The sequence below is a fragment of the Melittangium boletus DSM 14713 genome (assembly GCF_002305855.1).
GTDB lineage: Bacteria > Myxococcota > Myxococcia > Myxococcales > Myxococcaceae > Cystobacter > Cystobacter boletus.
This window is the reverse complement of the sequence record NZ_CP022163.1, coordinates 6,205,892-6,231,018: the sequence shown is the minus strand read 5'-3', so window position 1 is coordinate 6,231,018 and position 25,127 is coordinate 6,205,892. Positions and strand designations below refer to the sequence as shown.

Below are 25,127 nucleotides of genomic sequence, written 5' to 3'. Positions count from 1 at the left end.
GAATGAACGGCGAAAAGCCGCCCTTGCCCGCCAAATTAGGATTTCCGGACAACCATGTAAAGCCCCAAGACAGTTATCGCCTCTTCAGTTCGAGGTCCCAGGGGAAAGGGGTGCCTCGGGGGCCGGGGAATCCCGGCGACGCGGCAGGTTCATGATGAAGACATAGAAGATGGGGACGAAGAAGATCGCGAGGAACGTGGCGGACAGCATTCCGCCCAGCACGCCGGTGCCAATCGCCCGCTGGCTCGCGGCCCCCGCTCCCCGCGCGATGGCGAGCGGCACGACGCCGAGCGTGAAGGCCAGCGAGGTCATGATGATGGGACGGAAGCGCAGATGCGCGGCCTCGGTGGCGGCCTCCCAGATGGATTTGCCTTCGGCGCGCAGGTCCTTGGCGAACTCGATGATCAGAATGGCGTTCTTCGCCGACAAGCCGATGATGGTGATGAGTCCGACCTTGAAATAGACGTCGTTGTCCAGGCCCCGGAGCATCACCGCCAGCACCGAGCCCAGCATGCCCAGGGGAACCACGAGCATCACGGACAGGGGGATGGACCAGCTCTCGTAGAGCGCGGCCAGGCACAGGAACACGAACAGGATGGACAGGCCCATCAGGAAGGGCGCCTGGGAGCCGGACTGGATTTCCTGCAGGGATTGACCGCTCCAGTCGAAGCCAAAACCCCGAGGCAGTTGGCGCGCCAGGCGCTCCATTTCCAGGATCGCCTCACCACTCGAATGACCCGGGGCCGCGTTGCCGCTGATGCGGGCCGAGGGATAACCGTTGTAGCCGACGACCTGGGAGGGACCGACCCGCCAATCCGCGGTCGCGAAGGCGGCGAACGGAACCATGGAGCCATGGACGTTGCGCACGGTGAGTTCGAGCAGGTCGTCGATCTGCGTGCGCCGTTGCGCCTCCGACTGCACCAGCACCCGCTGCATCCGGCCGTTGTTCGGAAAATCGTTGGCATAGGCGGAGCCCAGGTTGGTGCTGAGGGTCTCGTTGATCTCCGCGAAGGTCAGCCCCAGCGCGCTCGCCCGCTCGCGGTCGATGTGCAGCTCGACCTGAGCCGCGTCCGTCAGGCCCTCGAACATGACGCCGGAGAGCACGGGGCTCTCCGCGGCGGCGGCCAGCAGTTGATCCCTCGCGGCGGCGAGCGCCGCCTGACCCAGACCGGCACGATCCTCGAGACGGAAGGAGAAGCCTCCCGTCGTGCCCAATCCCTCCACGGGCGGGGGCGAGAGCGCGAAGATGAAGGCATCCCGGACACGTCCCAGGGCTTCATTGGCCCGGTGGGCGATCGCCGACGCGCTGTCGTCGGCGGAGCGCTCGGACCAGGGCTTGAGCGTGGTGAAGCTCAACGCGGCGTTCTGTCCCTGTCCGGAAAAGCTGAAGCCGAGAATGGACACGACGCGATCCACCCCGGCGTCCGCCAGGAGCGTCTGTTCCATCTGGACCACGGCGTCGAGCGTCCGGTGGAACGTGGCCTCCGCCGGCCCCTGGATGCCCACGATGATGAAGCCCTGGTCCTCCTCCGGAAGGAAGGACGAGGGCAACCGGACGAATCCCCAGGCCAGACCCGCGAGCACGGCGGCGTAGACGATCATGTAACGGCCCTCGCGGCGGATGATGCGCCCGACGGCACCGCTGTAGGCATGGGAGGCCCGCTCGAAACCCCGGTTGAACCCACCCAGGAGTCCCGTGCTGGCATGTCCCTCCCCCTTGGCGATGGGCTTGAGAAAACTCGCGCAGAGCGCGGGCGTCAGGGACAGGGCCAGGAGCGCCGAGAAGAGGATCGACGCGACCATCGTCACGGAGAATTGCTTGTAGATGACGCCCACGGAGCCGGGGAAGAAGGCCATGGGGATGAAGACCGAGCTGAGCACGAGCGTGATGCCGATGACGGCGCCCGTGATCTGCTTCATGGCCTTGCGCGTGGCCTCGCGCGGGGACAGGCCCTCCTCGCGCATGATTCGCTCCACGTTCTCGATCACCACGATCGCGTCATCCACGAGGATGCCAATCGCGAGCACCATGGCGAACATGGTCAGCACGTTGATGGAGAAGCCCATCACCCGCATCATCGCGCAGGTGCCCAGCAAGGCGATGGGCACGATGAGGGTGGGAATGAGCGTGTAGCGGAAGTTCTGCAGGAACAGGAACATCACGAGGAAGACGAGGATCACCGCCTCGACGAGCGTGTAGAGCACCTTCTCGATCGACACGCCCACGAACGGGGCCGAGTCGAAGGGAATCTCGTACTCGACGCCCGGCGGAAAGAAGCGGGACAACTCCCGCATCTTCTCGCGGATCGCCGTGGAGGTCTCGAGCGCATTGCCCGTGGGGGAGAGCTGGACACCGATGGCCGCGCTCGGACGGCCATTGAGCCGTGACGAGAAGGCGTACGTCTGGCCGCCCAGTTCCACACGGGCCACGTCCCGCAACCGCACGGACGAACCATCCGGATTCGCGCGGAGCACGATGGCGCCAAACTCCTCCGGCGTGGCCAGCTGTCCCTTGACGAGCACCGTCGCGGAGATCTGCTGCGTGACCGGACCGGGCTGCGCGCCAATCGCGCCCGCGGAGACCTGGGCGTTCTGCGCGCGAATCGCGTTCGTCACGTCCTGGGACGACAGACCCAGCCCCACCAGCTTGTTCGGGTCCACCCAGATGCGCATGGCGCGCTCGGCGGAGAAGAGCTGGGCGCGGCCCACGCCCTCGATGCGGCGGATCTCATTGAGGACGTTGCGCGAGAGGTAGTCACCCAGGCCCAGCTCATCGAGGCTGCCCTCCCCGGTGGCGGTCAATGACACCATCAAGAGGAAGCCACTGCCCGCCTCCTCGACCTGCAGGCCCTGCTGCGTCACGGCCAGCGGCAGTCTCGGCTCAACCCGCTTGATCCGGTTCTGGAGGTCCACGGCGGCGAGCGCGGGATCCGTCCCGGGCGCGAACGTCGCGGTGATGGACACCGAGCCGGTCGCGTCACTGGTCGACTCGAAGTACAGCAGCGACTTGGTGCCGTTGAGCTCCTCTTCGATGATGCGCGTGACGCTCCGGTAGAGTTCCTCGGGGGAGGCGCCCGGATAGAAGGTCGCGATGGTGATCTGCGGCGGCGCCACGTTGGGGTACTGCGCCACCGGCAGGGTCGGGATGGAGATCAATCCCCCGATGATGATGAACAGCGCGATGACCCACGCGAAGATGGGCCTGTCGATGAAGAAACGAGGCATGGCGGTGGGTCCTACCGGGGTTGGGAGGGAGTGGTGCCGGTCCCGGGCGCGGTCCACGCCACGGGTTGGACCCGCGAGCCCGCCGCGATTTTCTGGAAGCCGTCGACGATGACCCGGTCACCCGGCCTCACGCCCTCCTGAATCAGGGCCTGGTTATGGTAGACGCGGGTGGTGACGACGGGGCGGAGTTCGGCCTTGTTGTCGGCTCCGACCACGAAGAGCTGGGGTTTGCCCGCGCTGTCCCGCTGGATGGCCTGCTGGGGAACCGCGAGCGCTTCGGTGACCGTGCCCTGCTCGATGCGGATGCGGACGAACATGCCGGGAAGCAGCTCGTCGTCGGGATTCGGGAACTCGCCCCGCAGCGTCACCTGCCCGCTGCTCGGGTCCACCGACACGTCCGAGAAGAGCAGCCGCCCGGGCCGGGAGTAGAGAGAGCCATCCTCGAGGAGCAACTGGACGTTCTCCAATCCGGGCGTGGCACTCTCGACCTGCCCGGCCTTGGCGGCCCGCCGCAGGCGGTTGAGTTCCGTCGCGGGCTGGGTGAAGTCCGCGTAGATCGGATCCAGTTGCTGGATGAGCGCGAGCGCCGTGACATCGCCCTCGCGCACGAGCGTGCCCTCCGTCACCAGGGCACGTCCGATACGGCCACCGATGGGCGCGCGGATCGTCGCGTACTCCAGGTTGATCTCCGCGCGGCGCAGCGCCGCCCGGGCCGACGCCACCTCGGCATCCGCCCGCTGACGCGCCGCCACCATCGCGTCATACTGCTCACGGGTGATGACGTTGCTGGCCATGAGCGTCTCGGCGCGCTCTCCCTGCTGGCGCGCCTCCTGGGCCGTCGCCTCGGCCCGCGCCAACAACGCCCGGGCGCTGGCGCGTTCGACCTCGAACAGGGACGAATCGATCTTGAAGAGCACATCCCCCGCCTTCACGGTGGCGCCCTGCTTGAAAACGCGCTCGACGATGATGCCGGACACACGCGGACGCACCTCGGCGCTGCGCGTCGGCGTGATGCGCCCCGGGAGATCATTGAGGACGGGAACGGATTGGGGCTGGACGGTGACGATGCCCACTTCCACGGCCTGGGGCTGTTCGGGTGCTCCAGAGGATTGCGCCTCTTGTTTGCAGGAGGCCGCGCCCAGCAAGCACAGGAGGGCGAGAGTGGAGAAGCGACTGCCGCGATCGCGAAGAGAAAGCATGGTCATCCCTGGCCGGACCAGGGCCTGGCTGGAAGGACGGGGCATCCACTCGACCCCGGGTGTGGCCGTCACGAAATGCCGCGGCCTTCGCGACGACGTGGGAGGCGAGGTGGATCTGACAAGAAAAGAGAGGCGGTTCCTGTCGGCGAGGGACCTCGGCCGGGCCGGGAACATACCTACCGGGCGGTAGGTCCTCAATCGAGTGGGCGGTCTTCCATGCCTCGAGAGGACTCGTACCGCTACTGACAGCGAGAACTCCGGGTGAGCGCCCCGAGGAACCCGTCCCGCGTCCCGGACGGAGCGCGCCCTACGTCTTCACCTCTAGAACAAGCAGAGGAACGGCGGAATCGGGGTGTTCGGCACGTCCTCGGGATCGGGAGGCGGAGCGCCCGAGAAGAGTTGCAGCGAGGTCGCGGAGATCATCCCGGGGATGGCCGGGAACGGCAGCGGCATGAACTGGAAGGGCCGGCCCTGGGCCGCGTCCGTCACCGTGTCCACGGGCAGGTACTCCACGGGGGCGGTGGGGTCGGTGATCGTCCCGGCCTCGAGCACCACCACCGTCACGCCGATGGAGCTCGAGGTGACCTTGTCATCCACGTAGAAGCCGCGGCTGGACTGCGTCGTCCCCCTCGTCCCCGGGGCCGCCCAGGCGATGTGGTACTTCTCGCCCACGGCGGACTGCACCGTGGTGTTGTTGGCCGGTAAGAGCAGCGTGGGCAGGGGTGCCGGCGCGTACAGCCAGAACACCGTCACGGCGTCGAACCGGGCGGGATTGATGAAGTCCACCACATTGGTGTTCTTGCCCCTGGAGGAGCGGTACTTCGCCACGGCCTCCAGGACCCCGGTGTTGCCCGTGTGGATGGACTCGCCCACGGGGCAGAAGTAGCTGCCCCCCGTGAAGAACGGACGCAGGGTCGCGGTCGGCAGATAGGTCGCGGCGGCGACGGGCGGCAGGCCCAGGGTGGCCTCCGGGGGCAGCGTGGGCAGCACTCCCCCGCCCGCGTTGGCGATGAAGAACGGCACCTCGTCCCGGCTCGGCAAGCCCTCGATGCGCCAGAGCCCATTGGGGCCCGTGGGCTGGGCGAAGTGCTTGGGCTCCGGATCCAGGGGATCCATCACGAGCACGGAGGCGTCCTGCACGGACGCCATGGCGAAGAGCGGCACGCCGTCTCCCAGCAACGGCGGGATGGGACACGCCCCCCCGAACGCCGCGTTGCACGCCGACACGCTCAGGAAGAAGGCCTCCGGATCCCATGCGTAGCCCGCGGCGGTGGCCGTGAGCGGAACCGACGGACGATCCACGAAGAGCGAATCATCGACCGGAGTCACCGGGGGCTCGGAACCGCAACCGCTCCCCAGGAGAGCACCCAGGGAGGAAATCAAACCAATGAAGGATGCGCGTTTCATGTGAGCGGTTCCGTCGACTCAGTCAGGGAGGATGTGGCCCGAGGGCGTCTTCTCCACGTGGCACGACTGCGCGCAGTTGCTGAAGCGCGAGGGAGCACCCGAGTTGGTGAAGGCCATGGAGAAGTACTCGTCGCCGTGCACCGTGGGGTGGCAGGACTTGCAGACCGTCAGGCTGGGCCGCACCGCGCTCTCGCGCGTGAGGTGGCACATGCGGCAGTCCGCCTTGTTCTGCGGGTACTTGTTGGAGTTCATGTGCAGCCGGTGCATGTCGTCCTGGACTCGGCCCAGCAGATCCGCGGTGGACATGTGGCACGCCTTGCAGGACTCGACGTGATCCACCGAGAAGCCGTGGCGCAGGTTGTCCAGCGACACCACGCCGCGGTGGCACGTCTGGCAGTTGCCCACCCGGTTCGGGTACGAGGTGCGCTCCGCCTGCCCCACCTGGAAGAAGGACGCGTTGCCCTTGGAGACGTGCTCGCCCATGAACTGGCGCACGGCGCGCGTCAGGATGACGTAGGTGCCCGGCTTCGCGTCCGGAGGCAGGGTCAACGTGCTGCGCGTGGGCCAGGTCGCGGTGGGCAGGCCGGGGATGATGGGCAGCGAGGCGATCTCCGGCACCATGGCCACGTAGGTGGCACTGGCCGAGCCTCCGGCGCTGAAATACGGCGTGGGGCCCGCCACGCTGCTCCAGGTCTTGAGATCCTGCAGGGGACCCACCACCTGGTAGGACGTGGTGGTGTCACGCTCGCCCTGGGTGATGAGGTGGCCCTCGAAGCCGTAGATGAGGCCGTTGGTGTTGCCCCCGTAGAAGTCCGCGAAGCTGGGCATCAGCTCCTTGCGATGCAGGCGGTTTCCCTCGCCGTCCCGCACATCCATGATCACGTCGAAGCGCTCGCCCGGCACGTAGAACTGGCCGTTCTTCGGCCGGCTCAGGTTCACGCGCGGATCCAGACCGAAGGCACAGGGCGTGGGCGAGTCGTCGTCCTTGAAGCAGGTGGGCGGCACGTCGCTGGGCCGCACGAAGGTGACGGGGATGGTGAAGGGGGAGTTGGGCATCAGGCTCCAGGTGAGGCGGATGGCGCCATCGCCCGAGACGCCCAGCACCCGGAAGTCCTTGAAGGGGTTGGTGGAGCCCACCAGGTCCACGCGGACCATGGTGCGGTACTGGATTCCACCCAGGCCCGGCAGGGGGCTGGGGACGGGCCGCAGTTCCCCATCCGAGGGCGAGCGCGGCGGCAGCAGGTTCTCGATCACGTAGGAGACATTCGTGTGGCCGGCCACCGGTGACTCACCCGCGAAGTCCTTGCGCGAGTACGTGGCGGTCTGGCGCACGGAGCCATCGCTGTCGAGCACCTCCAGCGTGAAGGTGTCATCCTGGGAGAGCATCCACCGAGCGTTGCGGAAGCGCAGCTCGCGGCTCCACGTCCCCTCGGTCAGCGTCTCGTACCAGCGCACGCCCTCCTGGCTCATGTCGCTCCAGTCCAGGTCCTTGAAGCGCGACTCCTTGCGTATCCACCGCGACACGGCCGCCAGGTTGCTCGCGTCCGTGTGGACGTTCGCCACCGTGTCGGTGAGCGTGATCTGGTTGAGGAAGTACTTCGTGTCCGTCATCACCTGGAAGCGCTGCTGAGGCGTGATCTTCGGCGAGTGCGTGGGGTCCGCCGCCATGGGATCATCACACTGGGCCGGATAGTCCGGCACGGGCGAGTTGCCCTTCGCCACGGGCTGGCCATTGGAAAGGATGGCGCACCCGTTGAACATCTGCAGGCTGAGCTTGATGGCGCCCGACGCCGAGGCCGCGTAGGGATCGAACGCCGTGGAGCCACGGCCCGGGACATTCTCCGTGTCCTCGGTGTTCAGCAACTGACACGCGGGCAGGCCCAGCAACAAGCCGCACAACGTGCTTCTCAGCACCTTCGAAGCATTCATTCCGGGATGGGGGGCGAAGGGGAAAGACGGAGCCCGAGGGCTCTTCTGGGAAGGCACGCTAACAAAACCGGCGGGCACGTGCCAATGAGGGGCGGGCACCGGGAGCTGCCCCCGGAGCGCGCCCCTCGTTGACGCACGACGACGACACGCTCCGCGTCCTACTTCGCCTTCGTGGCGAGCTGCGGCTTGGACTTGAGGTACTCGTAGAGCGCCTCCACCTCGTCGTCCTCCAGACCCCGGAAGCGAGGCATGGGCATGCGCAGGATGCCCGTGCCGCCCGGCTTGAGGCCGTCACGGATGGCGACGCCGAAGTCCTCCTTGGACCAGTTGCCGATTCCCGTGGGGTGGAAGGTGATGTTGGGCCCGACGATCTTCGCGCCCGAGGCATCCTCGAACTCGAAGCCGCCCGAGAACGCCTCCGGCCCCTCGCCCTTCTTGGAGTCGAGGCCCGGCGTGTGACAGCCCGCGCAGTCGAAGACGTCATGCGCCAGGTAGCGGCCGTAGGCCAGCTTGTCCGTCCGGGGAGGCGCGTGGATGCCCGAGGCGGGCCGGTTCGGCACGTCCATGCCGCCCATCGTGTAGATGAGGATCTTGCCCACGAGCGACAACTGGGTGGGCGGCATCTGGTTGGGGTCCGGGGTGAACACCGGATCTCCCGAGCGCATGAAGCCGAGCACCGCCGCGATGTCCTCGTCCGACATGGCCGACTGCGCCATCATCGTCATGCGATCATCGCGGTTCACGCCGTAGCGGATGATGCGCGCGATCTGCTCATCCGAGAGCGTGCCGATGCCCGCGGTGGGGTGCATGGTGATGTTGGCCGAGTAGAAGGTCCCGAGCGCCGAGGGGACCTCCACCATGTGCGCCCCCGTGACCCGCTCCGCGCCCGGTGCGCGGTGACAGCCCTCGCACATCGAGTGGAAGATGACCGCCCCGCGCGCCACGGCCTCGGGAGAGGTGTTGGCCTTGATGGGCGGAAGAGGCGCCGTCACCGGCTGGCCCACCTTGAACGAAACAAAGCCGATGCCGCCGCCCACCAACAGGAGCAGCACCAGGGCCGCGTACAACAGTTTCTTCTTCACTCGATGCCTCCGCTGCCTCGACCCAGGGTGTGACCCCGGGGCTCTAGGAGTCCGGTTCGATCAGGTATAGCCAAATTGCCAAATTTTCTTAATAATAAAGAAGACCCCGCCTAAGGGGTCTACCCAGCGGACCCCAGTTTTCTCGCGATACTGGTGAGCGCCCGTCTCACTGGAATCCCGGGAAAGCCTACCTCAGGGGAGGAGCGCGGCAAGCGCGGGAACGCGATGGAGGAGGAGCGCCATGAATACCCTTCCGCTCAGCAGTCCGACGCCCCTGCAGATCTGGTGGATGGCCATCCGCCCCAAGACGCTGGTGGCGGGGCTCGTCCCCGTCCTGCTGGGCCATGCGCTGGCGGAGCGGGACGGCTACCACGCGCCCGGGGCCTTCCTGGTGGCGCTCGGGTGGACGCTGCTCATCCAGATCGCGTGCAACCTCAACAATGACTACTGCGACTTCAAGCGAGGCGCGGACACGGCCGAACGGCTCGGTCCGGTGCGGGTGACGCAGAGCGGCCTGCTGTCGCAGGAAGCGGTCCTGGCCGCGACGGTGTTCTTCTTCGCGCTGGCCGTGCTGGTGGGGCTCCAGCTGGTGCACATGATCGGCCCGCCCGCGCTGGTGCTGGTGGCGGTCTCCGTCCTGGCGGCCTTCGCGTACACGGGAGGCCCCTACCCGCTGGGCTACAACGGACTGGGGGACGTGGCCGTCTTCATCTTCTTCGGGCTCGTGCCCGTGGCGCTCACCTACTACGTGGAAGCCGGGCACTTCTCCTCGCTCGTGTGGATGAGCGCCCTGGTGCCCGGGGCGCTGGGCATCGCGATCCTGACGGTCAACAACCTGCGCGACGTGAAGACGGACCGGGTGGTCGGCAAGCGCACCCTGGTGGTGCTGCTGGGCGTCGGCTTCGGCCGCTTCCAGTACGCCGCCGTCCTGGGCATCACCGTGCTCACGCCCGTGGCCATGTGGGCCATGGGGCTGGTCGGGCCCACCATCCTGCTGCCCCTGCTGTCGCTGCCGCTCGCCCTGTCCCCGCTGAGGCGGGTGCTGACGCAGTCCGGTGCTTCCCTCAACGAGGCCCTGGGAGAGACGGCCCGCTTCGAGCTCGCCTTCGGTCTGCTCATGGGCGCCGGGCTGTGGATGAGCACGGCCTCATAGCCGGAGCACCGCTGTCAACCCTCCGTCCCGAAAATATTTCGTCACAAACGTGTAAACAAAGGGTCACTGGCTTGTTTCAATGTGCCCACTCGAAACGCCCCCGCGGGCGACCCGCCTCGCGCGCGGGAAGCCCCCTTCCTTTCGAGAGGACACAGCATGTCACGGAGTCCGCGCCTTGGAGCATTCGCCTCGCTCGTCTTCACCTTCACCTCCGCCTGTGGCGCGGGGGTTGAACGGCCCGAAGGCTGGTCCGAGGAATCTCACGGCAAGAAGGCGTCCCCGGCCTATGACGTTGTCTTCCCCCAGGACAAGGTGAACCGGCTCGACCTGATCATCTCGCCCGAGGACTGGCAGGTGATGCAGGACGACATGACGGGCATGCTCGGCGCATTTGGCGCGGGCGGCGGCATGGGAGGAGGAGGCGGCGGCGGAGGACCTGGAGGAGGAGGCGGCGGAGGCGCCCCGCCCGTGGAGCTGACCCAGGCGTGCGAGGGCAAGGCCGCCGGGGATGCGTGCACCGCGACGTTCCAGGGCACCACCTTCACCAGCACCTGCACCTCGCGCAACAACCAGCTGCTGTGCCAACCGCCCCGGGGACCGGGCGGTGGCGGAGGAGGCCCGGGCGGTGGGGGCGGGGGCCCGGGAGACATCGTCCCCAACACGCCCGTCTATGTCCCCGCGACGTTCAAGTTCGGCGGAAAGACCTGGCCCTACGTCGGCGTGCGCATGAAGGGCAACTCGTCGCTCGGGGAAACCTGGCGCCGGGGCGTGGGCAAGCTGCCGCTGCGCCTGAACTTCGACAAGTTCAAGGCCGAGCACCCCGAGACCGACGGTCAGCGCTTCTACGGCTTCGAGAAGCTATCGCTCGGCAATGGCGCGGCCGACACGTCCCTCATGCGCGACAAGGTCACCGCGGACGTCTACCGCCAGTTCGGCGTGCCCGCGCCGAGCACCGGCTTCGCCGCCCTGTACGTGGACCACGGCGAGGGGCCCCAGTACTGGGGCCTGTTCACGGTGGACGAGGACGCGGACAACAACTCGCTGCTCGACAGGCACTTCGGCAACCACGACGGAGCGCTCTACGAGGCGGATGGCGTGGGCGCGCGCTGGCAGGCCTTCGACGAGGAGTCCTTCGCCCTCCAGAAGAACGAGGAGCTGGGCTGGGCTCCCGTGCAGGAGGCCATCGCCGCGCTCAACGCCGACCGCACCGACGCGGCCACGTGGCGTGCCAACCTCGAGGCGAAGCTGGAGGTGACGGGGTTCCTGCGCTGGCTGGCGATCAACACCGTGATGCAGAACTGGGACGCCTACGGCGCCATGGCGCACAACTACTACCTCTACTCCGACCCCCAGGACGGCGGACGCCTGCACTGGATTTCCTGGGACCATGACCGCTCCATGGGCGAGGGCATGGGGCGCTCGACCTCCGTGACCCACGCCACCACGGACGCCACCTGGCCCCTCATCCGCTTCCTGATGGATGACCCCGTCTACGCCGCCCAGTACAGGCAGTTCGTGCTGGAGGCGGTGGATGGACCCGTGACGCCGGACGCGCTCCAGGCGCGCATTCGCTCCGCGTACGACACCATCGCACCCTGGGCCGTAGGAGACAACGCCGAGCAGCCCGGTTACACCTTCCTGAGCACTCCCGCATCCTTCGAGACGGCCATCAGCGGCACCAGTGGGCTGCTGAACTTCGCGGCGAAACGTCAGGCCGATGTGAAAACTGCTTTGGGAGCCACCCCTTGAGAGCCGCGGCCCGCATGAACGATCCCTCCCCCGCCCCCGTGTCACAGGACCGCGAGCGGCGATTCCTGCCCTCGCGAGAGGCCCTGGAGACCTTCCTGCGGGCCGCCTCCTCCTGGACGAAGCCCTGCGTCTACGACAGCGGGTTGCCCTTCGCCTTCACCCGGACGACCTACTTCGACACCGAGGCGCTCGACTTCCTGGACTCGTGCCGGCACGGGCACACCCAGCGGCTGCGGCTGCGCGAGTACGCGGGCACGGCGGACCTCGCCCAGCCCGCGGTGCTCACGGGAACGCGCTACCTCGAGCTCAAGACGAACCGGCGCGAGCAGCGCACCAAGGTCCGCGTCCCCCTGACCGCGGACGAGGCCTCGGCGCTGCTGTCCGGAGCGGAGCTCGCCCCGGAGAGCGCCGCGGCCCGGCTGCTGCGCGACAGCCCCCACGGCCCCGTGCGGCCGTGGATGATGGCCTGGTACCGGCGCAACACGCTCGCCAACGCCGATGCCAGCGTGCGCGTCACCGTGGACGAGGACCTGGTGTTCGCGCTGCCGCCCGAGCACAGCCAGATGGGCGTGCCCGCCGCGCCCACGCGGTTGATTCAACAAGCCCCCGCCACCCTCATGGAAGTGAAGTGGTGGGGCAGCCAACCCTCCTGGCTGGAGGAGTTGCTGCGGAAGCTGGAGTCCTTCGAGACGCATGACTCGAAGTTCGAACAAGGCATGCGCGCGCTGCTCGATGGCGTGCCCGCCGTGAAGTGAATCCCCAGGAGCCTCGCGTCGTGCACATCCCCTCTCGTTCGTCCTCCCACCGGCATTGGGTTGCCGGCTGGTTCGCCATCGCCATGCTCCTGGTGTCCCCCGCCCGGGCCCAGGACTCCGACCAGAGCCAGGGCCCGTCCGACTCCAGCCCGCCCCCGAGCGGGGAGACCGAGGCGACCCTCAAACAGGAATCCCCCCTCGGCAACATGGCGATCGGCGGCCGGGTGCGGACCCGGGAAACCTTCAGCGCCAAGGAGGACAAGCAGTTCAAGGGCAACCTGACCGTTCCCTCCGCGCGCCTGGAGTTCACCTATCAGTGGAAGAAGCGCGTGAAGGCCGTGGTGGAGTTCGACGTCACGGACGGACTCAAGGACGCCTACGCCTCGCTGAAGCTCGGCAATGGCTTCGCCGTGCGCGCGGGCCGCTTCAAGGTGCCCCTGTCACTCGTGGAGCTGGAGTCCGCCGCGCGCCTGCCCATCATCCGCCGGGGCCTCGCGCGGGATGTGCTCAAGCCCAGCGTGTTGAACCTCACCAACCGGCAGATCGGCGCGCAGCTCGAGTGGCAGTGCGTGAGTTGCACGCGTGTGGTGCGGGTGCGCGCGGGCGTCTGGCAGCCGGTGGAGGAGCGCGCGAGCGTGCAGGAGGGGCTGGGCCTCGTGCCGATGGTGCGGGGAACCTGGCAGATCCTCGACACGGTCGAGGTGGGTGCCTCCGCGAGAGCCGATGCGTTCTCCGCGGCGTCGGGCGGCGTGAACTCCAACTGGACCGTGGGACTCGATGTGAAGCAGGCCCTGCCCCTGAGCTGGGGCGAGCTGCGCACCTGGGCCGAGGTGTTGGTGGGCCGCTCCAGCCTGCTGAGCGAGGCCGAGGGCCAGTTGCTCACCGCGCGCGCCGTGACGGCCCTGCGCTACGGAGGACTCAAGAAGAATCACTTCTACGTGGAACCCTTCGTCATGGCCTCGGCGGTCGACCCGGCGCTCAAGACGACGAATGACCTGCTATGGGAAGCGGTGGGAGGCGTCAACTTCGGGCAGTGGCGGCGCTGGCGCCTGCAGGCGCAATATGAGCACCGCGAGGCCGAGGCCAACGTGCCCAAGCTCCTCACCACCCTGAATGATGACCTCGTCAAGAGGAGAGCGTTGCTCGTGCAGCTCGAGGTGATTTTCTAATGTTGATCGTATTCGAGGGAATCGACGGTTCTGGCAAGACGACGTTGTCCAACCGCGTGGCGCGCGAGCTGCGCCAGGCGGGGCTGCGCGTGCGGCACGTGCGCGAGGACGGCAAGCTGGCCTCTCCCGTGTCGGAGGGACTGAGGCTCTTCACCAAGAACCCGCTCCACCTGGCGCTCACGCCCATGGCGGAGCTGCTGCTCTACACCGCGCGCGAGACCCAGCTGCTGGAGGAAGTGACGCGTCCGGCGCTCGCCGAGTACGAGGTGGTCATCGCCGACCGCTTCCTCTACACCGCCGAGGTGCTCGCCCGCTGGGGCCGCGGACTGCCCGAGGAGTCGGTGCGCCCCGTCATGGAGGCCTGCGCCCGGGGGCTTCAGCCCGACCGCGTCTTCCTCATCGACGTGGATCCCGCCATCGCCCGGGCCCGCCGCCGCCTGTCCAAGGTGCTCGTGCCCGACACGGGCGTCTCCTCGCGCAAGGGCCTGGCCGGAGCGGGCATGCAGACGCGGCTGCGCGCGGGCTACCGGGCGCTCGCCGCCGAGAATCCCGAGCGCTGGAGCCTCGTGGAGAACACGGACGTGACGCTCGACACGCTCGTCACCCTGCTCACGCAGGAAGTGCTGGGCATGGTGCGGGGCAGCGCCCGCCAGACCCTGTTGCCAACCCCGAGCGTCGCCCCCGCGCCCCGCTCCCCCGAGGAGGCCCGGGCGCGCTACCTCGAGCGGGTGGACCGGTGGATGCAGGAGGAGCCACCCCTGGCGGCCTTCTTCCTCTCCGGCCTCGAGGGGCCGGACATCCAGGAGCGCCGGGATCGGCTGGCCATGCGCTGCCCCGAGCTGATCGCCTACGGGCTGGGCGGACTCACGGGCGCGCATGCCTGGCGTCTGCGGGAGCGGGTGGAAGAGGCCGCGCCGGTGCATGTGCTCGGCTCGCTCAAGAACCTGGCCGCGGACAGTCCCGAGGCCTGGGCCATCCGCGAGCGCTGGGAGACGCGCCAGCCCGAGGCCGTCGCCCAGTCGATGGATGGACTCGACTCGGAGCGGGCCTGGGCCCTGCGCGAGCGGCTGTGGGCCACGGTGCCCGAGGCCGTGCTCACCTCGCTCGGGCGCATCGGCTCGGAGCGGGCCTGGGAGCAGCGCGAGCGCTGGTTGACGGCGCGGGGCGGCGTGACGGCGCTCGCCCAGGAGAAGGTGGCGCGCCTGGCCTGCAAGAGCATCCGGGGACTGGATGACGAGCGCGCCTGGGACTGGCGTCAGCGCACATGGGAGACGGCGCCGGATGCCGTGCTGCGCACCCTCCAGGGGCTCGATGGAGAGCGGGCCTGGGCGCTGCGCGAGCAGCACGTGGTGCGCGCCGCGAAGCTCGTGCTCGAGTCCCTGGAAGGGCTGGACAGCCCCCGAGCCTGGGCGCTGCGCGAGTCCTTCGGGGTGCAGTGCGAGGAGGCCCTGGAGTCCTTCGAGGGCATGGAGGGCGCCACGGCGTGGAAGTTGCGCCACGCGCTGGCGGACACCTGGCCCGCGGCCTCGGTGAAGAGCCTCGGGCCCCTGGCGCAGGACACGCGGGGACGCGAGCTCATCACGCGGTTGCTGGCGGACCACCCCCGGGACTTCGCCCTGCTGCGGCAGGCCGCCCGGATGGCAACGGTCCAGGAACGGGAGCTGCGCGATGCCCACGCCTGAGATGCTGTCCCAGGTCCCCTCGGTGAGCCCCCAGGCCCTGGATGTCCAGGCGGCGCTCCTGCGCTTCACCCTCGCGCTGCTGCTCGGCGCGGTGCTCGCCTACCGGCCCTGGCGCCGGTTCATGCCGTCCGCGCCGGTGATGCCCCAGGAGACCGCGCACACGCAGTTGCTCATCGCCGTGGCCGGCGCGGTGATGACGACGGTCATCGGCGACAGCATGTCGCGCGCCTTCGGACTGGTGGGACTCGGCGGCTTCATCCGCTTCCGCTCGGGCATCAAGGACACGCGGGACGCGGCCGTCATGTTCGTGCTCATCGGCGTGGGCATGTCCTGTGGACTCGGGGCCTTCCAGGTGGCCATCTGCGCCACGGCGTTCCTCGGCGCGGTGTTGATCGCCCTGGACCTGACGTCGCAGCCCCGTCCCAACTGGATCAAGCTGTCGCTGGAGCTGGAGAACCTGGGCGAGGCCCTTCCCTCGCTCCGGGCGCTGCATCCCGAGGCGCGAATGCTCACGCTCGAGCAGGCCCCGGCGACGCAGGCGGGCACCGCCGTCTTCGAGCTCGCCATGCCCGAGCGCATGGATGGACTGCAATTGCTGGAGGGCCTGCGCAACGCCCTGCCCGGCGTCCGCGGCGCCTCCATCGATCCAGGGTGACACCCCGCCGGTTCAGGTGCTCGAGACCCAAGAGCGTCACGTCCCGAGAGCCGGCTGACCTTGCGGGCTGGCGAGCGCCCGGTGAATGGGACGGTTGACCTCCGGCGGTCCGGGTCGAAGGTTTGAAGCACCATGAGCACGCCAGAGCCGAAAATCGTGGTCACGTCGACGGACATGGAGCGGCTGCGGACCCTCATCGACACCACCTCGGGGGATCAAGCCGAGGCGCTCGACGCCGAGCTGCTGCGCGCCGAGGTGGTCGAGGCCAGTGAGCTGCCTCCCGATGTCGTCACCATGAACAGCCGGGTCGTGTACCGGGACGAGGACACCCAGGAGACGCGCGAGGTGACGCTCTCCTATCCCAAGGATGCCTCCCTGGAGCGAGGCCGGGTCTCGGTGCTGGCCCCGGTGGGCGCGGCGCTGCTCGGGCTCTCCGTGGGCCAGGAAATCGAGTGGCAACAGCCTGGAGGAAAGTCCAAGCGTCTGCGCATCCTCTCGGTCACCTATCAGCCACAGGCGGCGGGCGAGACGCATTGATGACGGGAACGGTCGCGTTGAACGGCGAGGTGCGGCGCCTGGAGGAGCTGCGCCTCGGGGATTTCCTCCAGTCCTTCTTCTTCGGCGCGGGCTTCTTCGAAACCTTCCTCATCGAGGAGGGGGCCCCTCGGTTCCTCGAGCGGCACCTCACGCGGCTCCAGGCGAGCCTCACGGCCCATGAAGGGAGCGTGCGAGCACCCCCCGCCCAGGCACTCACTCCGAACGCCGTCCGGGAGTCCCTACGCCAGTGCCTGGCGGCGGACGCCGGGTTGGGGCCTCGTTTCACCGGCGTGGGCAAGCTGGTCGCTGGGGACGGCCACCTGCTGCTGACGTTCCGGCCCTTGCCGCCCCACCACGAGGCCTCGCTGCGCGAGGGCCTGGCCCTGGAGCACCTGGAGGAGCGCGGCTACCGGCGAGGCGATCCCCTGGCGCGGCACAAGAGCGTTTCCTACCTGCGACAGTACGCGCACCTCGGACGGGGCACGGTCTTCGCCAATGAACTCGGAGAGCTGTGCGAGGCCCCGAACGGGAACCTCTTCTTCCTGCTGGATGACGCCCTCGTGACGCCGCCCGTGGAAGCGCCCTGCCTGCCGGGCATCATCCGCGCGGTGCTGTTGGAGGAACGGCGGTGGACGGACAAGCCCATCGAGGAGAGGACCGTGCGGCGGGAGCACGTGGAGCACGCCCACGGCTGCATCCTCACCAACTCCGTCAGCCTCGCCCTCCCCATTCCCCGGTTGTTCGGGCGAGCGCTGCCCCACAGCGCGGAGCTGGCCCGGAGTGTTCGCGCCCTGGTGGAAGCCCGGGCGCGCCTCGAGGCGTGAGCCCCCTCAGCGAAAACCGAGTCCCTGTTCCACCTCGGCGTCCGTGAGCCGCCGCCAGGAGCCCTCGGGCACGTCCAGGGAGACCGCCCCCACGGCCTCCCGGTGCAGCGTGTGCACCGGGTGCCCCACCGCCGCGAGCATCCGCTTCACCTGGTGGTGCCGCCCCTCGGTGAGCACCAACTCCACGCACCGGGGCCCGCGCAACCGGGCCTCCGCGGGACGGGTCGGCCCATCCTCGAGCACCAACCCCTCGCGCAGCCGCTGGAGCGCCGCTTCCGAGGGAAACCCCTCCACTCCCGCCACGTAGCGCTTGGACAGGTGCGTCCCGGGCGAGGTCGCGTGCGCCACCAGGCGCTCCTCGTTGGTGAAGAGCAACAAGCCCGTGGTGTCGCGATCCAACCGGCCCACCGCATACCACTCATAGCCCCGCAGCTCCGGGGACAGCACGTCCCTCAGCCGCTCGAAGACGGTGCCCATGCCCTCGGGATCGCTGCCGTGCACCACCACACCGGCGGGCTTGTGGAACATCACCGCCAGCACCCGGCTCTCCAGGGCGCATGGGCGTCCGTCCAACCGCACCGCGCTCGCCGCGTGCACCGGCGCGAAGGGATCGCGCTCCACGCGCCCATCCACCTCCACCCGGCCGTCCTGGATGGCCCGCTCCGCCTCGCTCCGGGGCAGCACGCCCGCGCGCCCCAGGGCCCGGGCCAACCACTCCGCGCGGCTCCCCTCCGGCACCGGCGCCTGACGCCGGCGCGCGGCCTCCAACCACCTCGGCGTTTTCGGTTTCCTCGCCATGGACGAACGTTATCCGCGCTCCCGGACGCGCGCCCGCCACTCATGGTCGAGCTGGGCGTAGACATAGGAGTCACACCACTCGCCCTTGAGGAAGACGTTCTCGCGGAAGTGCGCTTCGCGACGCATGCCCAGCTTCTCCATCACCCGGTAGGAGCCGGGGTTGCGCGGATCGCAGTCCGCGAACATGCGATGCATGCCGAGCGTCCCGAAGCTGAAGTCCATGAGCGCCTGGGCCGCCTCGGTGATGTAGCCCTGGCCCCACGAGGCGCGCTCGAGGATGTACCAGAGTGTCCCCTCGCGCGTCGGCACGTCGGTGTAGCGCATGCCACAGCGGCCGATGAGCCAGTTCTCCGCGCGCGACACCACCGCCAGGTCATAGACGCGCCGGGGCAACCGCCGCGACAGCTCCGCGACCTGGAGGATGTAGTCCCGGCTCTCCTCGGGCGTGCGCACCCCGTGACTCTGGTAGCGCACCACCTCGGGATCCGACTCATAGAGGTGGGTGGCGCGCCAGTCCTCTTCCTCGAACTCCCGCAGCAGGAGCCGGGGGGTCACCAACGGAAGGGTGGACGACATGATGGGCGGGCCTCCCCACTCCCCGGTTCCCCGGGAAACGCGCGCACAGGCTGACAGATGGCCCCCCGCCGGAGAAGCCGGGTGCACACTTCGCGGTGTCTTCCCATTGACTCCCCCGTCCCGGTGGTGCATCTTGATTTTGAAATTAATAATCAAAATCATCGAAGCGGAAACGACGAGGAGAGCCCCATGCCGATGCCCACCTGCTGCCGAACCATCCTGGCCCGTGGTCCCAGCGCGGAAGTGGCGCGCTGTTCCTGTGGGCACATCCACTTGAGCATCGGACCGGTGACGATCCGCCTGGACGAGGACTCGCTGCACGCGGCCTGGCACACCGTGGGGGACGCGCTGCGAGCGCTGTCGGAAGGCGCACGCCGGGCGCCCGCGCCGGAGGTCCAGAACGGGGAGTGGAAGCAATGAGCTCGCTGACGGAGTTGCTGCACCGGGCCACCGCCGACGAGGCGCGCGCCGTGACGGGCACGCCCCTGGCCCGGAGGCTCGCGCGGGGAGAGGTGGATCGGGGCGGTTACGTGCGGGTCCTGTCCTGCTACCAGGCCCTCTACGCGGAGCTGGAGTGGGCGTTGATGTGGAATCGCCAGCACCCGGCGGTGGGCCCCCTGTGCCTGCCGGAGTTGTGGTGCAACGAGCTGTTGCAGGAGGACCTGCACACCCTGCTCGGGCCGGGCTGGTACGCGAGCACGCGGCGCCACGATGTGGCCGCGTACGTGGAGCGGCTGGGCCTGCTGTGCGACGAGTCCCCCGAGTTGCTCGCCGCGCACGCGTGGGTGCTCTACGCGACGGACCTGCCGGGCGCGGGCCAGACGGGGGCGGGCGTGGCGCGGACACTGGGGCTCAGAGGGGCGTCGGGGACGGCGTTCCTGCGCCACTCCACCCACCTGGATGGAACCGCCTACCGCGCGCATCTGCTCGATACGCTCGATCAGATGCCCCTGGACGCGCGAGGCAGGGACGCGCTCGTCCACGAGGCCCGGCGCGCGGTGAGGGGCCTCCACTCGCTCTTCGAGATGCTGAGCCGGGAACTCTCCCGGCGCGAGGAGCGCCCGTCGGCCACGAGCCTCTGGGGCCGCCTGATGCCCCTTCGCGGAGCGTTTGGAGCGTGAGATGACGACCCCACAGGGAAGAATCCAGCTCGCGGGAATCGCGGGCATCCTACGCGGTCTCGCTCCTGCTCATCGGCCACCTGACGCCCTATTTGACGCCCGAGCCCCTGCGGACGTGGCTCGCAGGCGCGGCCATCAACGTCGGATGGCTCGTCGCCTACGGCATCACCACCGCCTGTGCATGGAAGACATCCTACGCGGAGCGTTCGGCGCCTGATGAGGCGGGGTGCAGCGCGCGCCGCAGGGCCTGCTCGTAGTCGCGCTGGAACGCCTGGGTCACCTGGGCCTGGGGCCCGCTCAGCATGAAGCCGTGATAGGCCCCGGGGTACACGTGCAGCTCGGTGGGGATGCCCGCCTGGAGGAGCCGGCGCGCGTACTCCACATCCTCGTCCAGGAAGAGATCCAGCGCCCCCACGGCGATGAACGTGGGAGGCAGACCCGCGACGGATTCAACCCGGGCGGGTGCCGCGTAGGGAGAGACGCCCGCTCCGCCCGGGGCATGACCGAGCAGGGCGCGCCAACCCAGGCGATTGGACTCACGCGTCCAGATGAACTCCCCGAGGTGCGGGGCGGGCTCGATACCGGAAGCCGTCCGGTCATCGAGCATGGGGAAGACGAGGCTCTGGAAGAGGATGGGAATTTCGCCCCGATCCCGGGCCAGGAGCGCGAGCGCCGCGGCGAGGCCCCCGCCCGCGCTCTCGCCTCCAATGGCGAGCCGCCGGGTATCCACGCCCAGCGCCGAGGCGTTCGCATGCAGCCACTCGAGCGCGGCGTAGCAGTCCTCCACCGGACCCGGAAAGGGAGTCTCGGGGGCCAGGCGGTAATCCACGGAGACGATGACGCAGCCCACCTCCCTCACGAGCCTCCGGTTGCTCACGTCGTTCAGCTCGGGCGAGCCGATGACATAACCGCCGCCATGGATGTGCAGCATCGCGGGCCAACCGCCCGCCGGGGCCACCGCCGTGGGCCGGTACACGAGCACCCGCACCTCGGGCGCGCCCGCGAGGCCCGGGACGCGCCGCTCGGAGAACTCGACCCCCGGAGCAATCGGAAGCGACCGGGCCATCTGGAGCATCATCTCCGCGAACCCGAGCCGCATCTGGGGAAGGGTCTCGAGGGTCAGCATCAAGGGGGGAGACTCATCGAGCGAGGGGATCAACTCCGGGTCGACGAGGTGCCGGGACGACATGGTGGACTCCGGGAAAGAGGGGCGAAAGTAGCCCCTCCCTGTTAACGGCCGGTCCGCGCCGTTTCCACCGCTCGAAGCAGGGCCTCGGGCGTGGCGGGCGAGGCGAGCGTCACCGGCGTCCCCGAGGGCCCGAAGGCGGAGACGGCATGCCGCAGCGCCGTCACCGCGCCGATGGCGAGCATGAAGGGCGGCTCGCCCACCGCCTTGCTGCCATGAACGGTGTTGTCCTGGGGGGCGCGCTCCAGCAGCGCGACGCGGAAGTCCTCGGGCGCGTCGCCCACCGCCGGAATCTTGTACGTGTCCGGGGAGTGGGTGATGAGCCGGCCCTTGGCGTCGAACAGCACCTCCTCGCAGGTGAGCCAGCCCAGGCCCTGGATGAAGCCTCCCTCCACCTGGCCCACGTCGATGCTGGGCACGAGCGAGGCGCCCACGTCATGGAGCACATCCACGCGGCGCACGCGGTGCTCTCCCGTGAGGCCACTCAGCTCCACCTCCACCACGGCGGCGCCAAAGGCGTAGTAGTGGAAGGGCTTGCCGCGTCCGGTGTCCCGGTCATACGTGATGTCGGGCGTGCGGTAGTAGCCGGTGGCGGACAGGGACAGCTGGGCCAGGTAGGCGGTGTGTACCACCTCGGCGAAGCGCAGCGTGCGCTCGGGACGCGCGGGGTGGGAGACCTCGCCCCCGGCGAAGACAACCCCCCGCGCCAGCGACTCGTTCCGGGCGTCGAGCTTCAGCAGCCCCAGGGCCACCGGGGCCAGCCGCTCGCGCAGCACCTCGCAGGCCTGCTTCACCGCCTGACCGTTGAGATCCGAGCCACTGGAGGCCGCCGTCGCCGAGGTGTTGGGCACCTTGTCCGTGGCGGTGTGCATGACCCGGACGCGCTCGGGAGGCACGCCCAGCTCGTGCGCGCACAAGGCCCGCATCTTGGTGTGCAGGCCCTGGCCCATCTCCGTGCCACCGTGGTTGAGCTGCACGCTTCCATCCGTGTACAGCATCACCAGCGCCCCGGCCTGGTTGAGGAAGCTCGTGGTGAAGGAGATGCCGAACTTCACCGGCTGCAGGCCAATGCCCCGCTTCGTCCAGCGCGAGGCGGCGTTGAAGGTCTCGATCTCCGCGCGGCGCCGCGCGTAGTCACTCGAGGCCAGCAGCTCCGCGTGGATGCGCGGCAGGCGGTTGCCCACCACGGGCTGGCCGTAGGGCGTGGTGTCGCGCGGAGCCTCCCCGTAGTAGTTGCGCTCGCGCAGCACGGCGGGGTCCATCCCGAGCCGCTCGGCCGCGTGGTTGAGCATCTCCTCCATCACGAACATGCCCTGGGGACCGCCAAAGCCCCGGAAGGCCGTGTTGGAGGGCAGGTTCGTGCGCGCCACCCGGCCGGTGAACTGGAGGGCCGGAACGAAGTACGCGTTGTCCAGGTGGAAGAGCGCCCGGTCCAGGATGGCCCGCGACAGATCCGTGCTCCATCCCCCGTCGGACACCAGCTCCACCTTCAACGCGAGCAGCCGCCCCGTCTCATCGAGGCCCGCGTCGTAACGGCCCCAGAAGGGATGGCGCTTGCCCGTGCTCGCCATGTCCTGGTCGCGGTTGAGCCACACCTTCACGGGCCGCCCGGTGGCGCGCGTGCCCAGGGCCGCGAGGCACGCGAAGGGCGCGGCCTGCGTCTCCTTGCCGCCGAAGCCACCGCCCATGCGCGGCACTTCCACCACCACCAGATGGCGCCCGATGCCGAGCACCTCGGCCACCAGCGTCTGCACCTCGGTGGGATGCTGGGTGGAGCACCACAGGTGCACCGCGCCGTCCTCGCCGGGCACCGCGAGCGAGGCCTGGGTCTCCAGGTAGAAGTGGTCCTGGGCCCCCGTCATGCACTCGCCGGACACGCGCACCGGCGCCGCCGCGAGCGCGGCCTCGGGGTCTCCCTGGCGGATGGTGTGCGGATCCGACAGGAAGGAGCCCGCCTGGACCGCCGCCTGGATGGACAGGATCGCGGGCAGCGGCGTGTACTCCACCTCCACCAGGGCCGCGGCGCGGCGGGCCACGTCGGCGCTCTCCGCGAGCACCAGGGCCACCGACTGCCCGACGAAGTGCACCTCCCCCTCCGCCAACAGGGGTTCGTCATGGATGACGGGGCCCACCTGGTTGTGTCCGGGGATGTCCTGGGCGAAGAGCACCGCGAGCACGCCGGGCAGCGCGCGGGCCCGCGAGGCATCCACCCGCCCGAGGCGCGCGTGCGCGTGCGGCGAGGTGACGATGTGCCCCGTCACCAGGTCCCGGGGCGCGGGCAGGTCATCCACATAAATGGCCTCGCCACTGGTGTGCTTGAGGCCGCTCTCGTGAGGCGCCGAGGCGTGCAGGGGCGAGCGGGACGGCCCGGCGTGTGGGACGGAGGCCGTATCGGACGAAGAAGGAGAAGGCAGCGAGCTCATCTCGAATCACCTCACCTGGACCGTGGCCGCGTGGCGCTCGGCGAATCGGGGCCGGGGCGTCTCGAGGGTTTCATGGAAGAAGCCGCGCAGGAGGTTCTGGGCGAGCTGGGCACGGAACCAGGCCGAGCCCCGATGGTCCGACAGGGGCTGGAAGTCCTCCGCGAGCCGGGGCAACGCGGCCTCCACGACGGCCTCCGTCCACGGCTGCCCCACCAGCGCGGCCTCGGTCCGCCGGGCACGCGCGGGAGTGGCCGCCATGCCGCCATAGGCCAGACGGGCCTCGGTCACCCGCCCCTCCCCATCCACCACCACGCGGAAGCCAGCGGACACACTGCTGATGTCCGCCTCGCGGCGCTTGGACACCTTGTAGGCCAGCGCCCGGGCCGCCTCCGGCTGCTCCGGAATGTCCACATAGGCCAGCACCTCCCCCGCCCCGAGCGCCGTGCGCCGGTAGCCGACGAAGAAGTCCTCCAGGGGCAGCCGCCGCTCCCCGGCGCGCGAGCGCAGCACCACCTCCGCCCCGAGCGCCAGCAGCACCGGCGCCATGTCTCCAATGGGCGAGGCGGTGCACAGGTTGCCGCCCACCGTCGCGCGGTTCTTGATCTGCCGCGAGCCGAAGTAGCGCAGCATGCGCTCCAGGGGAGGACTCACGGCGCGCGCGTAGTCCTCCACGTCCGTGAGCCGCGCCGTGGCGCCCAGGCGATGGCCCCCACCTCGGGGCTCCAGCACGCGCAGCTCGGACAGCGCCTCGAGCGACACCAGCAAGGGGGGCTCGGCGTAGCGCTTGGTCACCTCCAGCGACAGGTCCGTGCCCCCCACGACGAAGCGGGCCGAGGGGTGCGCGTCCAGCACGTCCCAGAGGGCGTCCAGCGAGCCCGGGGTGAAGAAGCGCTGGGCTCCGGCCGCGTAGGCGAGGTCCATGGGCTCGGGACGCGTCTCCCCGAGCGCGCGGGCGAACCGGTCCGGCGGCCGCAGACCCGCCACCTGGCTCGCGGCCTCGCGGATGGGCCGGTAGCCGGTGCAGCGGCAGAGGTTGCCGCACATCTGGGCGTCCAGCTTCCAGGGCTCGTCCAGGTCCCGGCGGTGACAGGCCTCCAACATCGACATGGCGACACCCGGTGTGCAGTAGCCACACTGCGAGCCCAGGCTTCGCGCCAGTGCCTCCTGGACGACATGCCAGCGTCCGCTCTCCTTGAGGGACTCCACCGTGTAGACGCGCTTGCCCTGCACCATGGGCAGCAGGAGCAGGCAGGCGTTCACCGCGCGGAGCGAAGCCACACCCTGACCGTCCTGCTCCAGGACAGCGACCGAGCAGGCGCCGCAATCGCCCTCCGCGCAGCCCTCCTTCGTGCCCGTCAGGTGGGCCCGGTCGCGCAGGTAGCGCAACAAGGTGGTGGTGGGCGAGAGCCCCGTCTCCTCGACGGGCCGGTCATTCAAGAAGAAGCGCAGGCGTTCCATGGGCCTCCTCCGGTCCGCTCAGAGGTGGAGCGGCCGGGAGCGGGAGCCTACTACGGCACTCGCCCGGCGGTGCGTCCGAGCACCCCTCTTCATCAATGCCCGACATCCAACATCCTGGCCAGCCACACCGAGAGGCCCGGCCGGGAGCGCCACGGCCACCGCCCCTAGAGCAACCGAGCCTGGCGGGCCACCGGATGCT

Annotated in this window: 20 protein-coding genes; 10 read left to right on the top strand and 10 right to left on the bottom strand. The window is 69.3% G+C overall.

Features of this window, described 5'->3' with window-relative positions; genetic code table 11:
* Positions 1-84: 84 nt before the first annotated feature.
* The 5 genes from MEBOL_RS26095 to MEBOL_RS26070 form a co-directional block, all read right to left on the bottom strand.
* A complete protein-coding gene (locus MEBOL_RS26095) occupies positions 85-3,225 on the bottom strand; it encodes an efflux RND transporter permease subunit (protein ID WP_095980002.1) in 3,141 nt (1,046 codons plus the stop codon).
* A gap of 11 nt (positions 3,226-3,236) precedes the next feature.
* A complete protein-coding gene (locus MEBOL_RS26090; RefSeq protein ID WP_095980001.1) occupies positions 3,237-4,424 on the bottom strand; it encodes an efflux RND transporter periplasmic adaptor subunit in 1,188 nt (395 codons plus the stop codon).
* Between the two features lie 321 nt (positions 4,425-4,745).
* Positions 4,746-5,831: a hypothetical protein gene (locus MEBOL_RS26080; protein ID WP_157775492.1), complete on the bottom strand. Its 1,086-nt coding sequence runs from the start codon at positions 5,829-5,831 to the stop codon at positions 4,746-4,748.
* 18 nt (positions 5,832-5,849) lie between these two features.
* The gene (locus MEBOL_RS26075; protein ID WP_245918860.1) at positions 5,850-7,745 is read right to left on the bottom strand and encodes a cytochrome c3 family protein; all 1,896 of its coding nucleotides are present in this window, start codon (positions 7,743-7,745) and stop codon (positions 5,850-5,852) included.
* 173 nt (positions 7,746-7,918) lie between these two features.
* On the bottom strand, positions 7,919-8,842 hold the full coding sequence (locus MEBOL_RS26070) for a cytochrome c (protein WP_095979997.1): 924 nt from the start codon (positions 8,840-8,842) through the stop codon (positions 7,919-7,921).
* 241 nt (positions 8,843-9,083) lie between these two features.
* Here MEBOL_RS26070 and MEBOL_RS26065 point away from each other — a divergent pair, with 241 nt between their 5' ends.
* The 8 genes from MEBOL_RS26065 to MEBOL_RS26030 all read left to right on the top strand — a co-directional run bounded on the left by MEBOL_RS26065 (position 9,084) and on the right by MEBOL_RS26030 (position 17,366).
* Positions 9,084-9,995, top strand: coding sequence for a 1,4-dihydroxy-2-naphthoate polyprenyltransferase (locus tag MEBOL_RS26065; protein ID WP_095979996.1), 912 nt, complete (start codon positions 9,084-9,086; stop codon positions 9,993-9,995).
* A gap of 156 nt (positions 9,996-10,151) precedes the next feature.
* Positions 10,152-11,744, top strand: a complete 1,593-nt coding sequence (locus tag MEBOL_RS43780; protein WP_095979995.1) for a CotH kinase family protein — start codon at positions 10,152-10,154, stop codon at positions 11,742-11,744.
* A gap of 14 nt (positions 11,745-11,758) precedes the next feature.
* Positions 11,759-12,499 carry a VTC domain-containing protein gene (locus tag MEBOL_RS26055; RefSeq protein ID WP_245918859.1) on the top strand — a complete coding sequence of 247 codons (741 nt, stop codon included), beginning with the start codon at positions 11,759-11,761 and terminating at the stop codon, positions 12,497-12,499.
* A gap of 20 nt (positions 12,500-12,519) precedes the next feature.
* Positions 12,520-13,668, top strand: a complete 1,149-nt coding sequence (locus MEBOL_RS26050) for a porin (RefSeq protein ID WP_095979993.1) — start codon at positions 12,520-12,522, stop codon at positions 13,666-13,668.
* A complete protein-coding gene (gene tmk, locus MEBOL_RS26045) occupies positions 13,668-15,350 on the top strand; it encodes a dTMP kinase (RefSeq protein ID WP_095979992.1) in 1,683 nt (560 codons plus the stop codon). The genes MEBOL_RS26050 and tmk overlap by 1 nt, the downstream gene beginning before the upstream one ends.
* Positions 15,337-16,005 carry a DUF4956 domain-containing protein gene (locus MEBOL_RS26040; RefSeq protein ID WP_157775490.1) on the top strand — a complete coding sequence of 223 codons (669 nt, stop codon included), beginning with the start codon at positions 15,337-15,339 and terminating at the stop codon, positions 16,003-16,005. Before tmk ends, MEBOL_RS26040 begins: the two co-directional genes overlap by 14 nt.
* A gap of 132 nt (positions 16,006-16,137) precedes the next feature.
* Complete coding sequence (gene rnk, locus MEBOL_RS26035; protein ID WP_095979991.1) at positions 16,138-16,542, top strand: nucleoside diphosphate kinase regulator; 405 nt, start codon at positions 16,138-16,140, stop codon at positions 16,540-16,542.
* Positions 16,542-17,366 (top strand): aminotransferase class IV, encoded by an 825-nt coding sequence (locus MEBOL_RS26030; RefSeq protein WP_095979990.1) that lies wholly within the window; start codon positions 16,542-16,544, stop codon positions 17,364-17,366. Before rnk ends, MEBOL_RS26030 begins: the two co-directional genes overlap by 1 nt.
* 6 nt (positions 17,367-17,372) lie before the next feature.
* Here the strand turns inward: MEBOL_RS26030 and MEBOL_RS26025 are convergent, their stop codons facing one another.
* Both MEBOL_RS26025 and MEBOL_RS26020 read right to left on the bottom strand, forming a co-directional pair.
* Complete coding sequence (locus MEBOL_RS26025; RefSeq protein ID WP_095979989.1) at positions 17,373-18,164, bottom strand: pseudouridine synthase; 792 nt, start codon at positions 18,162-18,164, stop codon at positions 17,373-17,375.
* A gap of 9 nt (positions 18,165-18,173) precedes the next feature.
* Positions 18,174-18,740, bottom strand: coding sequence for a GNAT family N-acetyltransferase (locus tag MEBOL_RS26020; RefSeq protein WP_095979988.1), 567 nt, complete (start codon positions 18,738-18,740; stop codon positions 18,174-18,176).
* 189 nt (positions 18,741-18,929) lie between these two features.
* Here MEBOL_RS26020 and MEBOL_RS26015 point away from each other — a divergent pair, with 189 nt between their 5' ends.
* Both MEBOL_RS26015 and MEBOL_RS26010 read left to right on the top strand, forming a co-directional pair.
* Positions 18,930-19,160 carry a hypothetical protein gene (locus MEBOL_RS26015; RefSeq protein ID WP_095979987.1) on the top strand — a complete coding sequence of 77 codons (231 nt, stop codon included), beginning with the start codon at positions 18,930-18,932 and terminating at the stop codon, positions 19,158-19,160.
* On the top strand, positions 19,157-19,861 hold the full coding sequence (locus MEBOL_RS26010) for a biliverdin-producing heme oxygenase (RefSeq protein WP_095979986.1): 705 nt from the start codon (positions 19,157-19,159) through the stop codon (positions 19,859-19,861). The genes MEBOL_RS26015 and MEBOL_RS26010 overlap by 4 nt, the downstream gene beginning before the upstream one ends.
* A 193-nt stretch (positions 19,862-20,054) precedes the next feature.
* Here the strand turns inward: MEBOL_RS26010 and MEBOL_RS26005 are convergent, their stop codons facing one another.
* Genes MEBOL_RS26005 through xdhA form a run of 3 tightly spaced genes read right to left on the bottom strand, consistent with a single transcriptional unit; the run spans position 20,055 to position 24,928 of the window.
* The gene (locus tag MEBOL_RS26005; RefSeq protein ID WP_095979985.1) at positions 20,055-21,050 is read right to left on the bottom strand and encodes an alpha/beta hydrolase; all 996 of its coding nucleotides are present in this window, start codon (positions 21,048-21,050) and stop codon (positions 20,055-20,057) included.
* A gap of 41 nt (positions 21,051-21,091) precedes the next feature.
* The gene (xdhB, locus tag MEBOL_RS26000) at positions 21,092-23,470 is read right to left on the bottom strand and encodes a xanthine dehydrogenase molybdopterin binding subunit (RefSeq protein ID WP_095979984.1); all 2,379 of its coding nucleotides are present in this window, start codon (positions 23,468-23,470) and stop codon (positions 21,092-21,094) included.
* Positions 23,471-23,476: 6 nt separating this feature from the next.
* Positions 23,477-24,928: a xanthine dehydrogenase small subunit gene (xdhA, locus tag MEBOL_RS25995; protein ID WP_095979983.1), complete on the bottom strand. Its 1,452-nt coding sequence runs from the start codon at positions 24,926-24,928 to the stop codon at positions 23,477-23,479.
* Positions 24,929-25,127 lie beyond the last annotated feature (199 nt).

What these genes read in the sequence shown, in the direction of transcription:
- rnk (WP_095979991.1), top strand. Translation starts at nt 16,138, where the DNA reads ATGAGCACGCCAGAGCCGAAAATCGTGGTCACGTCGACGGACATGGAG.
- MEBOL_RS26005 (WP_095979985.1), bottom strand. Translation starts at nt 21,050, where the DNA reads ATGTCGTCCCGGCACCTCGTCGACCCGGAGTTGATCCCCTCGCTCGAT.
- MEBOL_RS26020 (WP_095979988.1), bottom strand. Translation starts at nt 18,740, where the DNA reads ATGTCGTCCACCCTTCCGTTGGTGACCCCCCGGCTCCTGCTGCGGGAG.
- MEBOL_RS43780 (WP_095979995.1), top strand. Translation starts at nt 10,152, where the DNA reads ATGTCACGGAGTCCGCGCCTTGGAGCATTCGCCTCGCTCGTCTTCACC.
- MEBOL_RS26015 (WP_095979987.1), top strand. Translation starts at nt 18,930, where the DNA reads ATGCCGATGCCCACCTGCTGCCGAACCATCCTGGCCCGTGGTCCCAGC.
- MEBOL_RS26010 (WP_095979986.1), top strand. Translation starts at nt 19,157, where the DNA reads ATGAGCTCGCTGACGGAGTTGCTGCACCGGGCCACCGCCGACGAGGCG.
- MEBOL_RS26040 (WP_157775490.1), top strand. Translation starts at nt 15,337, where the DNA reads ATGCCCACGCCTGAGATGCTGTCCCAGGTCCCCTCGGTGAGCCCCCAG.
- MEBOL_RS26025 (WP_095979989.1), bottom strand. Translation starts at nt 18,164, where the DNA reads ATGGCGAGGAAACCGAAAACGCCGAGGTGGTTGGAGGCCGCGCGCCGG.
- MEBOL_RS26030 (WP_095979990.1), top strand. Translation starts at nt 16,542, where the DNA reads ATGACGGGAACGGTCGCGTTGAACGGCGAGGTGCGGCGCCTGGAGGAG.
- xdhA (WP_095979983.1), bottom strand. Translation starts at nt 24,928, where the DNA reads ATGGAACGCCTGCGCTTCTTCTTGAATGACCGGCCCGTCGAGGAGACG.
- MEBOL_RS26080 (WP_157775492.1), bottom strand. Translation starts at nt 5,831, where the DNA reads ATGAAACGCGCATCCTTCATTGGTTTGATTTCCTCCCTGGGTGCTCTC.
- MEBOL_RS26065 (WP_095979996.1), top strand. Translation starts at nt 9,084, where the DNA reads ATGAATACCCTTCCGCTCAGCAGTCCGACGCCCCTGCAGATCTGGTGG.
- MEBOL_RS26095 (WP_095980002.1), bottom strand. Translation starts at nt 3,225, where the DNA reads ATGCCTCGTTTCTTCATCGACAGGCCCATCTTCGCGTGGGTCATCGCG.
- MEBOL_RS26090 (WP_095980001.1), bottom strand. Translation starts at nt 4,424, where the DNA reads ATGCTTTCTCTTCGCGATCGCGGCAGTCGCTTCTCCACTCTCGCCCTC.
- MEBOL_RS26055 (WP_245918859.1), top strand. Translation starts at nt 11,759, where the DNA reads ATGAACGATCCCTCCCCCGCCCCCGTGTCACAGGACCGCGAGCGGCGA.
- xdhB (WP_095979984.1), bottom strand. Translation starts at nt 23,470, where the DNA reads ATGAGCTCGCTGCCTTCTCCTTCTTCGTCCGATACGGCCTCCGTCCCA.
- tmk (WP_095979992.1), top strand. Translation starts at nt 13,668, where the DNA reads ATGTTGATCGTATTCGAGGGAATCGACGGTTCTGGCAAGACGACGTTG.